A 12241-nucleotide genomic window follows, 5' to 3' on the forward strand; every position below is an offset into this window, starting at 1 on the left:
CTCACCGCGTCACAGCCATGCCACCGTTGTCAGCCTTGATTGAGGACAGACGCCATGACCCTGTACGTGCTCTCGCTTTTTATCGGCATCGTGGCTGGCCTGCGCGCCATGACGGCGCCTGCCGCCGTCAGCTGGGCGGTCCACGCGGGCTTGCTGGATCTGTCGGGCAGCTGGCTTGCCTTCATGGGCTATCGGTTCACGCCATGGGTCTTCAGCGTGCTGGCCGCAGTGGAGCTCATCACCGACAAGCTGCCCGGCACGCCGAGCCGCAAGGTGCCGCCGCAGTTCGGCGCGCGCATTCTCTCGGGGGCGCTGTGCGGGGCCACGATCGGCGCGGGTGGCGGCATGCTGGTGGGAGGCGGCGTTCTTGGCGCCGTGGGCGCGGTGATCGGCACGCTCGGCGGCGCGGCTATGCGCGCGCGCCTTGCGGCGATATTCGGCAGGGACCTGCCGGCGGCGGTCATCGAGGACCTGGTTGCCGTCATTGGCGCGGCGGTCATCGTCCTGTCGCTGGCTTAGAGGCCATTTCAAAACGATGCTGGCGTCGTCGCGCGGCCTTGGCCGATCCGCTTGTACTGTCTGCGGCCGCGCGCCTGGCCAGAACCGCTTCGCTTCATCTTGAAACGGCCTCTTAGGCACCGCCGCCAGCTGGTCCTACAACGGATCGACCAGGCTGCGCACGACCTCCGCCAGGCGGGCCGCGCGTGCGCGCCCCTTCGCGTCCAGGCCAAGCGCGCCACCCGCGGCCAGCGCCTGCAGGCCAAAGGCGGCGTCGGTCATGTCGCGCCATGAGGGGTGGTCGGCGTGCATGGCCTCCAGCGCCTGCGCGCCAGCCGCCAGGCGCGCCGGGTCAGGCTGCTGGCCGGCCGCCAGGTCTTCCAGTACCGCCGCTGCGTCGAGCAAACCCTTGCGGTCCATATCGGCATCTCCCTCTCAAACTTAATGGCAAATTGACGGTCCCGCAGTGCATTTTTTTGCAGGCCCGGCGATGGGTTTCGCTGCGGCTGGCGACACGCCGTGGGCGGCGCCGACCCAAACGATATGCGCGGACTTTCACCCCTTATTCACTCAATTGGCCCCAGGCCCACGCCGCTACGATCTTGAGCGTGAAGAGTGAAGCACACGATCGGGATTACCCCCTGGTTTTCGGTCGATGCGCACATCTTCAGCGCGAAACGAGGACAAGATCGGCGCCCACAGCCGACAGATCAGCGAGCCGGGGTGAAATCAGCAGCATCTTAATGGCCAGTGGCGTCCCACGGCTGTCCCGGCGTATCCGTATCTACCCTCGTGTCGACAACATCAAGGGCGACGCGACAGCCAGGCCACTGGCACCGGATTTCCTGCCAGGAACCAGCGGCTTGTCGCAATACAGCGCACGCTTATGGCGACGCCATCGATCAGTACCTCGCCCGAGGAAGCCCTGCGTGCCGGCCGTATCATCCGCGCGCAACTGGCTCTCCTGACCAGCCGGGCCGCTTCGGCGGGCCGGCCTCCTCCAACATGCAATTAAGGGATTGCAACCATGGCTATTTCCTCGATAGGAGTCGGGTCCCAGCTGGACCTGAGCACCTTGCTGGACAATCTGCAAAAGGCGGAAGAGACCAAGCTCACTGCCCTGACCAAGAAGGCCACCGTCCACACCACCAAGCTCTCCGCTTATGGTCTGCTGCAAGGCGCGCTGGCTTCGTTCCAGAATGCCGCCAGCGCGCTCGGCTCGGCGAGCCTGTACAACAGCAGCACCACCACCTCCAGCAATACCGGCGTGCTGGGCGTCGTGGCCGACAAGTCCGCCTTGGCGGGCAGCTATGCCGTCAAGGTGTCGCAGCTGGCGCAGTCGCAAACGCTGGTGTCCAATGGCATCACCGACAGCACGGGCCAGTTGCTGGGCAGCGCCAAGATCACGATCGAATTCGGCACCACCGAGGGCGCCGTCTTCACGCCCGGCACCGCCAAGCCTGCCTCGATCAACATCAACGGCACCAACAATACGCTGGCCGGCATCCGCGATGCGATCAATGCATCCAACTCGGGCGTAACCGCCAGCATCGTCAACGATGGCGGCAGCACGCCGTACCGCATGGTACTGACGTCCAACACCACGGGCGCCAAGTCCAGCATGCGCATCTCCGTGGACAGCAACGGCGCCGGCGACCCCAGCACCATTGCCGGCTTGCTGGCGTATGACCCGGCCGGCACCAAGGCGATGAAGCAGAACATCGAGGCCCTCGATGCCAAGCTGAACATCAACGGCATCGACGTGAGCAGCCCGACCAACTCGGTGCAAGGCGCCGCGCCGGGCCTGACGCTGAACCTGCTGAGCAAGGGCGATAGCACGGTGACCGCCGTCACCGACACCGGGACGATGGCTACCGCCGTACAGAGCTTTGTCACGGCCTACAACACGCTGCAAAGCACCGCCGCGAAGCTGTCCGCCTTCGACAAGAGCAACAAGGGCACGCAGTCGCCGCTGCTGGGCGATGCTACGCTGCGCACGATCCAGAACCAGTTGCGCTCCGTGTTCAACGCGCCGCAGACCGCCACCAGCGATTCCAGCCTGGTCAACCTGACCCAGATCGGGATCTCGTTCAAGGCCGACGGCTCCATGGGGCTCGACACCGCCAAGCTGAACAAGGCGCTCGCCACCAACCGGACCGGCGTGGCGCAGCTGTTCAGCGGTGCCGACGGCAAGTCCGGCTATGGCAATCAACTGACGGAAATGGTGAAATCGTTCAGTGCCACAAAGGGCGCGCTGACGACGGCCACCGAAGGCCTCAACACCAACCTGAAGGACCTCGACAGCGCCTACACCCGCACCTCCGCGGGGATCGACGCCACGATGGCACGCTATCGCGCGCAGTTCCAGCAGCTTGACCTGATGATGACCCGGATGAACTCCACCAAAACCTACCTCACGCAGCAATTCGCAGCGATGAACAAAACAACGTCCAACCAGCAGTAATCAGCACCGCAGCCGTCCTGCCCGCAAGTGCGGGACGGCCCCGCTAACGGCTTACCGTCCTCGCTTTCCCTTGGTGGCATAACCGTGCGATGCCGCTACACTGTCGCCTGATCCTAGCCAGTCCATCAGGAACCGCCCCATATGCGCGAACAAGAACAGAGCGGAAACACCCCTCCTTTACGATCCCCCTCGCTGCGTCAAGCCGCAAGCATCCTGGTAGTGCGCGATGGCGCGGCCGGCATGGAAGTGCTGCTGGTGCGTCGCCCCGAGCGCGACGACGACCGCAGCAGCGGCGCCTTCGTCTTTCCCGGCGGCACGCTCGACCCCCAAGACAAGACCCTGCACGACGCCAGCGCCGGCCTGGACGATGCCGCGGCCAGCACCCGTCTCAAGCTGCCTGACGGCGGCCTGGATTTCTACCTGGCAGCCGTGCGCGAGTGTTTCGAGGAAGCCGGCCTGCTGTTCGCGAGCGATGCCAGCGGCAAGCTGATCGCGCTGGACACGCTGGATGCCACGCAGCAGGCATGGCTGCGGCAATCCGCGCGCAGCGGTGGGCCGGGCATGGCGCAGCTCTGCGAGCGCCTTGGCGTGCGCCTGGCTGTGGACCGCCTGGCGTATCACAGCCACTGGCTGACGCCACCCGGCTTGCCCAAGCGCTTCGACACGCGTTTTTTCGTGGCCGTGGCGCCCGCCGGCCAGTCCGCCACGCACGATGGCGACGAGGCCGTGGAGCATCTCTGGATACGCCCGAGCGATGCCATCGATCCGGCGCGCGGCCTGAAGCTGGTGGCCGTCACGCGGCGCACGCTAGCGTCGATTGCCCGCTTCGACACTGCTCAGGCCTGCTTTGACCACGCGGCGCAGCTGCGCGACATTGCGCGCATCATGCCGCGCCTGGCCCAAGGCGGCGGTGGCCTGCGGCCCGTGCTGCCCAGCGAGCCCGCCTATGCCGAGATCGAGCGCATCGACCCGCAAGGCCAGGGCCATGCGCGCTATGAGCTGGCGACCGGCGCCGCGGTACGCCTGTCCGAGCGCATCTGGCGCGTCACCGCCGGCAATGGCAGCGTGATGACCGGGCCCGGCACCAATACGTATTTCGTGGGCGATCCGGCGCGCAACGAATGGGCCGTGATCGATCCGGGCCCCGACGACGAAGCCCATGTGGCCGCCGTGCTGGCGGCCGCGCCAGGCCCGATCCGCTGGATCCTGGCCACCCACACCCACATCGACCACTCGCCGGCGGCATCCAGGCTCAAGGCCGCCACCGGCGCGCCGGTGCTGGGCCGCCCCGCGCCGCAGACGCCACGCCAGGACCAGACCTTCCAGCCCGAGCGCATCCTGGCGCACGGCGAGCGCCTGGCGCTGGGCGAAGGCTGCACGCTGCGTGTCGTCCACACGCCGGGCCATGCATCCAATCATCTTTGCTTCCTGCTCGAGGAAGAAAAGACCCTGTTCACCGGCGACCACGTGATGCAGGGATCCACCGTCGTCATCAATCCGCCCGACGGTGACATGCGCGCGTACCTGGCCTCGCTGGCCGCGTTGCAGGACGAAGACCTGGAATGGCTCGCGCCCGGCCACGGCTTCCTGATGCCCCGGCCCGTGGATGCCATCCGCACCTTGATCCGCCATCGCATGCAGCGTGAGGCAAAGGTGCTCAACGGGCTACGGGAGCTTGGCGAGACCGGCATCGACGCCCTGCTCCTGCGCGTCTACGACGACGTGCCGGAGCGCATGCTCCCGGTGGCAAAGCGCTCGCTGCTGGCGCACCTGCTCAAGCTGGTGGAGGACGGCCGCGTGCAGGAGTCCGACGAGACGTGGCAGGTGCCCAAGCACGCAGCAGGTTGAAACGCGGCGCTCAGATGCAAACAAAAAGCCGACCTCGACAGGTCGGCTTTTTCATGTGCCAGCAGCGGGCTGCCATCTCGTCCGATACTTCCCGGATATTTGATACGTCTTATACGTCTTGTACGTATTACTCGGATACCGAAGCCATCAGCAGGTCCGCGGCGGACTCCAGCCGCTCAGGCGCCCCAAACAGCCGCGCAACGATCAGGCCGTTCTGCAGCGCGCCGTAGATCACCTGCGCCAGCGCGCGAGCCGTCACCGGGTAGACCTTGCCGTATTCCTTCTGCGCGCGCTCGATCAGCCCCATCAGCCAGTTCTCGTTCATGCGGTAGAACGCCTTGAGCTCGGCGTGAACCGACTCCGGCAGGCACAGCGTCTCGGTGGACAACATGCCCGCGAGGCAGATCTGGTCGCCGCATGCCGCGGTACGCAGGAAGTTTAGGTAGCCCTCGGCTTGCGCGGCAGGGGGAAGCGAAGCATCCACGCTACGCAGCCGCTCGGAGATGCGGGCGCTGTATTCCTTCACCGCCTCCAGCACCAGGTCGTCCTTGGCGGGGAAGTAATAATGGATGCTCGACGTCTTCACGCCGACCAGCTCGGCCAGGTCGCGATAGCTGAAACCATTGAAACCGCGCCGGCGGATAAGCACCAACGTGTGTTCGAGCAGTTGTTCGCGTACGGATTGCGTTTTCATAGCGTGATCTTATCTATCTATCGATAGATCCTCAAGCCAATTTCGTGTGCAGTCGCAACAAGCCGGCTTAGTTGGCCTAAGTTACGCCTCAATTGCGCTTATCACCGCCCTATGTCGGCTCACGCCGGGAGCACTTGCGCCACCACGGTGATTGCAGAGCCACTGGCGACACAGAGAACCACCCAGCCGGCCAGGATAAGGAAGCTGTCCCGTAAGTTCATGATGCACCCCTACTCTATTTCACGCTCACTCTGTTTCCCAACCGCTATCGGGCATCCGTGCGGCGATCGCCGGGATGCCCATGCCGCGCTCAGGCATTGGCGCCTTCGCTGAACACGTCGAACTTGCCGCCACGCGCGCCATCGGTGTAAGCGTCAACGCTGCGGGCCGGGCTGGCGGAGACGCCGCTGCGATCCAGGCCGGCTACCACGCGGGCACCATCCGTGTACGGGTCAGCCTTGCCAACGCGTGCGCCTTCGGTGAACGGGTCGAACTTGCCGCTGCGCGCGCCGTCGGTGAAGGCGTCGGGCGTGGTGGTGCGGAACACGTAGCCGTACTTGTCACCCGAGAACGTGCTGTCCTTCGGGCCCGAAGCCTGGGCAGTGCCGGCAACGAAAGCAGCAGCAAGGGCGGCGGCGGTGATCAGGGTCTTGGCGAAGAGGTTCGAGGTCATGATGTTCTCCATTTGCATTTGAGGACCCGCGCTTGGGCGGAATCGAATCGGTACGCTTTGGAACCCTTCGCTTCCTTCGCCTGTTATCTACTAGTAGATAGATGAGCTGGCCAAAAAAAACGGGAATTCCCCGGGTGATGCGCTGGATCCTCTTTCCTGCTGCAGCTTTTCTTGCTGGGGCGGAGCAGCGGCTTCCATGTGTTAAATATTATCTACTGGTAGATAGATAGTCAAGGGGTTTTTTAGATCGGAGACCAGAAGTCCAGGATACAGCGCAAAGCGCACATGGACCGTGGCGATACGCTCGAAGAAAGGCTGGGAAAGCCGGGAAAGCCAGAAAAATCGGGGAAGGCACCGGCCGCTGCACACGTTTCGCACTCCGGGAAAGGGCGCGGCCGAAAGGAAAAAGCGCAACAAGGATTTACAACGTTTTACTACGGCCTCCCTGGATTCACTCCTAGGATGAACTGTGCGGGACGCAGCATAGGCAGGCGGGGACGAGCTCTCATGCGCCCTGGCCTGCCTTCACTAGCGTGCCCCGCTGGCCCATCGAGGTTACCGCCCCAGCTTGCCTGGCGTGGCGCAGATGCCAGCTATTCCGGCCGGCCTGTGACCGGGCGCACCCTCGCTGAACCACAGGCGACCACCTCCTTACCACCGGAGCAAGAGATGCGCAGAGTACTCACGTTGACGTTACTTGTCGCCGCCGCAACGGCTTCAGGCCTGAGCTATGGCCAGCAGAAGAAGTTCGACCCGTACACCGACGGGGCCAAGGCCGGCAAGGCCGATCCCTATACAGATGGGGCGAAAACCGGCAAGTTCGATCCGTACACGGATGGTGCGAAGCAATCCACGCAAATGGACCTGAATGCCACGCAAGGCAAGCCCGATCCCTATACGGACGGAGCCAAGGCCGGCAAGGCTGATCCCTATACGGATGGCGCCAAGGCCGGCAAGGCCGACCCATACACGGACGGCGCGAAATCGAAGTAGCGAGCAGCTGAAAGGCGCGGCCACCCACGTGCCGCGCCGCCGCGTGGCAATGCTCGCTCCCGGGCAATAGCGCCCCGGGTTCGGATCTTTGCGGCGGCAACCGCGCGCGGCCCCTTCGCTTGGCCGCGCTGGGTGCGCTTGTGTGCGCCAGGTCGCGTCACCGCCTTCCCAGATCACCACGCCTAGCCGGCCAGGACCCGCTCCGCTTGCCGGCCGCTGGCGCCCAGCAACACCTCTGTCCCGCGCTGCGACGCCAGGATGGCGCGCGCGCTGTATTCCCGCATCGCTGTTTCGTAGCCGCCAATGGCCGCCCGCAGCGAGCGGCGGCCGGCGGCGGCCTCGCCCAGCTGCCGCGATAGCAGGAGCGCATCGTGCAGCGCCGTGTTTGCCCCCAGGCCGCCGGCCGGGCTCATGGCATGGATGGCGTCTCCCAACACCGTGACAGCACTGCTTGGCCAGGCAGCGGGCACATCTGCCGCCCTGACGGGCACCATGGCCAGCGAGGCTCGATCGCTCAGCTGGAACAGCGGGCACAGCCCGGCATGCCACCCAGCCGAGATGCGTTCGAGGCGCGCGGCAAGCGCGTCCTGTTGCAACGCGTCTCCGGCTTCCCAGCCGATGCCAAGGGTTTCGCGCGCGCCGACGATGGCCCAGTAGAGGTAGTCGCCAGGCATGCTCAGGCGGTACCCCGCGGGCGGCGGGCGGAACCGCATCGGATCGATGATGACGGCCAGGCCATCGCCAAAGACGATCGACGTCCTGGCCGGCAGCAAGCCGGATAGCCGCACCAGCGTGGCAGGCGTGGGATAGGTCTTGCCATAGAGGCAGGCAAACCCGGTATCGGCCGGTGCCGCGCCCGGCAGGCGCCGCCGGCGCACCCTTGAATTAACGCCATCCGCCGCGACGAGCAGGTCCGATACAGTGGATGAACCATCGGAGAAGCCCGTTTGCACGCGAGCGTCTCCGTCCTCGCGGTAACGCACAAATACCTTGCCGAAATGCACCCGGTCCTCGATGCCATGCATCAGGACTTCGCGCAGCGTCTGGCGGTTCACGCTCAGGTCTTCCGCTTCCGCTTCCGCTTCTGCTTCCACTTCCGCTGCGGCGGACGCATCGCCCCGGCCACGCCGCCACGCCTCCACCCACCTGCCGCTGACAGCCTCGAGCCCGGTGTCGACTATGTTGACGCCAGCGTTGGGGATGGCGCTGGTCGACTGGAACACGCTGAACAAAGCCGCCGGCAGGCAACCCTTCAAGGCCTCTTGGCCAGCGTGGTCGATCCGGATGCGGTAGCCCTGCGTACGGCTGGCCAGTGCGGTGTCGCGCTCATAGACATCGAAGGCGATGCCGCGCTGCTTGAGCCCTTGCGCCAGGCATAAGCCTCCCAGGCCGGCGCCGACGATGGTGATGTGCAGTGGTTTCATAGGCACGGAGAATGTCGCGGTTTGGGCCATGACGGTGGTTGTACAGCGCTCAACGCGCGGCTGCCCGGGGTGCCTGCGCATCCGCGGACGCATCCGGCGTGGTCTCGTTCAGCGCCCGCGCGGCCAGCGAAAGCGCGTCGGCCATGGTGGCGCAAATCGCCATGGGAATGCCGAAGGCCTTGACGGCAAGCAACGCCTGGGCCCTGAGCGCGGCCCGCTTGACCGGGTCGGGCTCGATGTGGACCAGCGCCTTGCATACCGCGCCGAGCGGCGCCTTGTACTGTTTCAGCCACAAGGCGCGCTGCTTGCGGTCCTCATGCGTTTCCTCCGCTGGCCGCTGATCATGGATCAGGACGAAGGGCCGGCCCTGCTCGACCAGCGCGGTCATCTCCTCGCGCCACTGGATTGCATAGCCCGGCTGCATGGCCGGCGTGCGGCCGATCACGATGGGAAAGCGGCTGGCGTCGTAAATCTGGAAGCTGGGTCTTGCGGATATGGCCGGGATTGCCGGTACGGCGGGGATTGCAGTCTGCATATGGATCTCCTGCGGCGCGGGGAAGTGTGGATGGCAGCGCCTTGGGAGCAAGTATCCGGCGGATTCGGGTAGACTCGATATCGTTATCCTGCCTAAAAATAATGAGTTTCAGCCATGTCGTCGCATCCATCCCATCCTGCGTCCTCAGCCCGCGTGACGGCGGAAACGGAAAGCCTGCTGGCCGCCTTTGCCGACACCAGCGAACAGCCGGACGGCCCTGCCCTGATTGCCATGCGCGGCGCCGACAAGGCGGACAACGAGTTCCGGCTCGGTACGCGTGAACTGGGCTGGCACAGCCACGTGCGCGGCCAGCTGTTCTGCATCGACAACGGCCTGGTACATGTCCGCACGCGGCGCGGCTCCTGGCTGCTGCCCGCTCAGCGGGCTGGCTGGATGCCGCCGGGAGAAATGCATCGGGTCACGATCAGCGGCGTGCTGAGCGGCTGGAATGTGTGGATCGCGCCCGCCGCGGCACAAGACCTGCCCGGCATGCCCTGCGTGGTAGGGACCAGCGATGTCATGCGCGCGCTGATCAGCCGCGCTGCGTCGTGGCCTTCGCCGTTCACGCTGGACGCCGCACAGGAGCGGATCATCGCCGTGCTGCTCGATGAGATCCGGCAGGCGCCACAACAACCCCTGCACCTGCCGCTGCCCAGCGACCGGCGTGCCTGCCGCATCAGCGACGCCATCCTGGCGCAGCCCGACGATCACCGCAGCCTGGTGGAATGGGCGGCCTGGGCCGGCTTGTCTGCCCGCACGCTGTCCCGCCTGTTCCTGGGCGAGACCGGCCTGAGTTTTGCCAACTGGCGGCAGCAGGCGCGCCTCACCCTGGCGCTGGAGCGGCTCGCGCGCGGCGAGGCCGTGGGCGAGGTTGCGCAGGCGCTGGGCTACGCCACGCCAAGCAACTTCATCGCCATGTTCCGCCGTGCGTTTGGCGATTCTCCGGCCCGGTATTTCGCCAGCCGCGAGGTGCATGCGTAGCCATCCGTGCCGGGAAGCGGCGCATTGGTAACCTGCGGGCCGCCTTCTCCGCACGCGCTAAACAATGTAGATTCTGACCTTGAATTTATCTGACTTATCAAATATTATCCAGCCAGCAGACGGAAGACGGGAGGCAGCCATGAAGCACTACACGAAAGGGACTTTCAACCTGACGGATAGCGTCGGTTTTTATCTCAACAAGGCCCGCAATCTTGTGCTGATGGAGATGGACGCGGCCCTGAAGGAGCTGGATATCACCGCCCAGCAGATGGGCATCCTGCTGTCGCTGTCGCGCGGCACGGCCACCACCCCGTTCGAGCTGAGCAAGCTGCTGGTGATCGACACAGGCCTGATGACCCGCATCCTCGACAAGCTGGAGCACAAGGGCCTCTTGACCCGCTCGCGCAGCGTGGATGACCGCCGCGTGGTGAACCTGGAGCTCACCGCCAAGGGCCACAGCGTTGCCGACCAGATCCCGGAGATCGCCCCCGAGGTGCTCAATGCGCGCCTCAAGGATTTCAGCAAGAGCGAGTTCAACGAATTGTTGCGCCTGCTCGACAAATTCTCGGCCGCCTGAGCGCGTCTTTTTTTAACCATTTATCTGACAAATCAGAAAATGAAAACGCAGACTTCTCGAACGACTGGCCGCGCCCTGCGCTCCGCCAAGGTCCTGCCCCTGCTGCTCAGCGCCTGGCTGGCCGGCTGCGCCAGCTACGCGGGCATCTCCAGCGACAAGCACGTCGCCGAGCCCACCGCGCTGGAAACCACCGCCAGCCTGCCCCCCGAGCAAGGCCACTGGCCCGCGGCCGACTGGGCCGCCCAGTTCGGCGACGCGCAGCTGCGCGCGCTGATTGCCGAGGCGCTCGAAGGCAGCCCGTCGATCGACATGGCCAAGGCTCGCCTGGCCGCCGCCGCTGCCTACAGCGAAGGCGCCAATGCCAACACCTTGCCGCGCGTGGATGCCGGTTACGCCTTGACGCGCCAGCAGTACTCGGCCACGGCCATGGTGCCGCCGCCAGTCGCGGGTTCCTGGCAGACCGAAAACCGTGGCGTGATCAGCGCCGCCTATGAACTCGACCTGTGGGGCAAGAACCGCGAAGCGCTGGCCTCGTCGGTCTCCGCCCGCCGCGCCGCCGAGGCGGAATCGGAACAGGTCCGCCTGTCCGTCAGCTCGGCCGTGGCCCGCGCCTATAACGAACTGGCCCGCCTGTACGCCCTGCTCGACATCGCCCAGGACGAAGTCAGCCAGCGCAGCGCGCTGGCCCGCATTACCCGCGCCCGCGCCGCCTCCGGCCTGGACACCGAAGTGGAACAACGCACCGCCGACGCCAACCTCGACGCCAGCAACGCGGTGGTCACGGCACTCAATGGCGCCATCCTCAATGCCCGCTACCAGCTGGGCGCCTTGCTTGGCCGCGGCCCGGACCGCGGGCTGGCCCTCGCGCGGCCCACGCTGAGCCCCGGCGATGCCGTGCGCCTGCCGGACAACCTCCCGGCCGACCTGGTCTCGCGCCGCCCCGACATCGTTGCCGCACGGTGGCGCGTGGATGCCAGCACCCACGACATCAAGGTGGCCAAGGCCAGCTTCTACCCCGACATCAACCTGAGCGCCGCGATTGGCCTGGATGCCTTTGGCTTTGGCCGCTTTCTCACCGCCGCCAGCCGCACCGCCAGCGCCGGCCCGGCCATTCACCTGCCGATCTTCGATGCCGGCGCGCTGCGCGCGCAGTTGAAGGGCCGCTACGCGGAATTCGACCTGGCGGTGGCGAACTACAACCAAACGCTGATCGGCGCCCTGACCGACGTGGCGACGCAACTGGCCCAGATCCGCACGATCGATGCGCAACTGGTTGATGCACTGCGCGCCGAGCAGAACAGCCGCCGTGCGCGCGACCTGGCCCTTGCGCAATATCGCCAGGGCCTGACGACCCAGCTCACCGTGCTGAACGCGGAAACCAGCGCGCTGGCCCGCACCCAGGCGGTGGCCCAGCTGCGCATGACGCGCCGCGACCGCCAGATCGCGCTGGCGGCGTCTCTTGGCGGCGGCTACACGGATACGCCCGGCGTGGGGCCCCACAGCGCGGGCGCCCCGCCACCCACCCTCCCCACCACCGCACCAAGGAGACCCAAA

Annotated in this window: 12 protein-coding genes (1 of these 12 only partly in view); 7 read left to right on the top strand and 5 right to left on the bottom strand. The window is 65.9% G+C overall.

Annotation, left to right across the window (positions count from 1 at the left end):
* Positions 1-54: 54 nt before the first annotated feature.
* Positions 55-519, top strand: a complete 465-nt coding sequence (locus AC1Q7Q_RS25980; protein WP_492370615.1) for a DUF4126 domain-containing protein — start codon at positions 55-57, stop codon at positions 517-519.
* A 135-nt stretch (positions 520-654) separates the two neighbouring features.
* Here the strand turns inward: AC1Q7Q_RS25980 and AC1Q7Q_RS25985 are convergent, their stop codons facing one another.
* Positions 655-918, bottom strand: a complete 264-nt coding sequence (locus AC1Q7Q_RS25985; RefSeq protein ID WP_492370616.1) for a hypothetical protein — start codon at positions 916-918, stop codon at positions 655-657.
* 607 nt (positions 919-1525) lie between these two features.
* Between AC1Q7Q_RS25985 and fliD the strand changes: the two genes are divergently transcribed.
* Positions 1526-2962 carry a flagellar filament capping protein FliD gene (fliD, locus tag AC1Q7Q_RS25990; RefSeq protein WP_492370617.1) on the top strand — a complete coding sequence of 479 codons (1437 nt, stop codon included), beginning with the start codon at positions 1526-1528 and terminating at the stop codon, positions 2960-2962.
* A 141-nt stretch (positions 2963-3103) separates the two neighbouring features.
* Positions 3104-4810 carry an MBL fold metallo-hydrolase gene (locus tag AC1Q7Q_RS25995; protein WP_492370618.1) on the top strand — a complete coding sequence of 569 codons (1707 nt, stop codon included), beginning with the start codon at positions 3104-3106 and terminating at the stop codon, positions 4808-4810.
* Between the two features lie 127 nt (positions 4811-4937).
* Here AC1Q7Q_RS25995 and AC1Q7Q_RS26000 read toward each other — a convergent pair whose 3' ends face one another.
* Together AC1Q7Q_RS26000 and AC1Q7Q_RS26005 are read right to left on the bottom strand one after the other, a co-directional pair.
* Positions 4938-5504, bottom strand: a complete 567-nt coding sequence (locus AC1Q7Q_RS26000) for a TetR/AcrR family transcriptional regulator (RefSeq protein WP_492370619.1) — start codon at positions 5502-5504, stop codon at positions 4938-4940.
* A 310-nt stretch (positions 5505-5814) separates the two neighbouring features.
* Positions 5815-6177 (bottom strand): copper resistance protein CopQ, encoded by a 363-nt coding sequence (locus tag AC1Q7Q_RS26005; protein WP_492370620.1) that lies wholly within the window; start codon positions 6175-6177, stop codon positions 5815-5817.
* Between the two features lie 669 nt (positions 6178-6846).
* Here AC1Q7Q_RS26005 and AC1Q7Q_RS26010 point away from each other — a divergent pair.
* A complete protein-coding gene (locus tag AC1Q7Q_RS26010) occupies positions 6847-7170 on the top strand; it encodes a hypothetical protein (RefSeq protein ID WP_150985789.1) in 324 nt (107 codons plus the stop codon).
* A 182-nt stretch (positions 7171-7352) separates the two neighbouring features.
* On the opposite strand, the gene AC1Q7Q_RS26015 is transcribed toward AC1Q7Q_RS26010, so the two are convergent.
* Both AC1Q7Q_RS26015 and AC1Q7Q_RS26020 read right to left on the bottom strand, forming a co-directional pair.
* Positions 7353-8594 carry an FAD-dependent oxidoreductase gene (locus AC1Q7Q_RS26015; protein ID WP_492370803.1) on the bottom strand — a complete coding sequence of 414 codons (1242 nt, stop codon included), beginning with the start codon at positions 8592-8594 and terminating at the stop codon, positions 7353-7355.
* 49 nt (positions 8595-8643) lie between these two features.
* Positions 8644-9129, bottom strand: coding sequence for a hypothetical protein (locus tag AC1Q7Q_RS26020; protein ID WP_492370621.1), 486 nt, complete (start codon positions 9127-9129; stop codon positions 8644-8646).
* Between the two features lie 114 nt (positions 9130-9243).
* On the opposite strand from AC1Q7Q_RS26020, the gene AC1Q7Q_RS26025 reads away from it, so the two are divergent.
* From AC1Q7Q_RS26025 to AC1Q7Q_RS26035, 3 genes are all read left to right on the top strand, one after another.
* On the top strand, positions 9244-10110 hold the full coding sequence (locus tag AC1Q7Q_RS26025; protein WP_492370622.1) for an AraC family transcriptional regulator: 867 nt from the start codon (positions 9244-9246) through the stop codon (positions 10108-10110).
* Positions 10111-10249: 139 nt separating this feature from the next.
* Positions 10250-10687: a MarR family winged helix-turn-helix transcriptional regulator gene (locus tag AC1Q7Q_RS26030; RefSeq protein WP_492370623.1), complete on the top strand. Its 438-nt coding sequence runs from the start codon at positions 10250-10252 to the stop codon at positions 10685-10687.
* Positions 10688-10726: 39 nt separating this feature from the next.
* Positions 10727-12241 carry the 5' portion of an efflux transporter outer membrane subunit gene (locus tag AC1Q7Q_RS26035; protein WP_492387234.1) on the top strand. The gene runs 99 nt beyond the window's last position, so the window shows 1515 of its 1614 coding nt (coding positions 1-1515); it begins with the start codon at positions 10727-10729; its stop codon lies off the right edge, out of view.

The sequence above is a fragment of the Cupriavidus sp. GW823-FHT07A04 genome (assembly GCF_058794615.1).

Excerpts from the sequence above, each read along its gene's own strand:
- AC1Q7Q_RS25980 (WP_492370615.1), top strand. The coding sequence starts at position 55 with ATGACCCTGTACGTGCTCTCGCTTTTTATCGGCATCGTGGCTGGCCTG.
- AC1Q7Q_RS25985 (WP_492370616.1), bottom strand. The coding sequence starts at position 918 with ATGGACCGCAAGGGTTTGCTCGACGCAGCGGCGGTACTGGAAGACCTG.
- fliD (WP_492370617.1), top strand. The coding sequence starts at position 1,526 with ATGGCTATTTCCTCGATAGGAGTCGGGTCCCAGCTGGACCTGAGCACC.
- AC1Q7Q_RS25995 (WP_492370618.1), top strand. The coding sequence starts at position 3,104 with ATGCGCGAACAAGAACAGAGCGGAAACACCCCTCCTTTACGATCCCCC.
- AC1Q7Q_RS26000 (WP_492370619.1), bottom strand. The coding sequence starts at position 5,504 with ATGAAAACGCAATCCGTACGCGAACAACTGCTCGAACACACGTTGGTG.
- AC1Q7Q_RS26005 (WP_492370620.1), bottom strand. The coding sequence starts at position 6,177 with ATGACCTCGAACCTCTTCGCCAAGACCCTGATCACCGCCGCCGCCCTT.
- AC1Q7Q_RS26010 (WP_150985789.1), top strand. The coding sequence starts at position 6,847 with ATGCGCAGAGTACTCACGTTGACGTTACTTGTCGCCGCCGCAACGGCT.
- AC1Q7Q_RS26015 (WP_492370803.1), bottom strand. The coding sequence starts at position 8,594 with ATGAAACCACTGCACATCACCATCGTCGGCGCCGGCCTGGGAGGCTTA.
- AC1Q7Q_RS26020 (WP_492370621.1), bottom strand. The coding sequence starts at position 9,129 with ATGCAGACTGCAATCCCCGCCGTACCGGCAATCCCGGCCATATCCGCA.
- AC1Q7Q_RS26025 (WP_492370622.1), top strand. The coding sequence starts at position 9,244 with ATGTCGTCGCATCCATCCCATCCTGCGTCCTCAGCCCGCGTGACGGCG.
- AC1Q7Q_RS26030 (WP_492370623.1), top strand. The coding sequence starts at position 10,250 with ATGAAGCACTACACGAAAGGGACTTTCAACCTGACGGATAGCGTCGGT.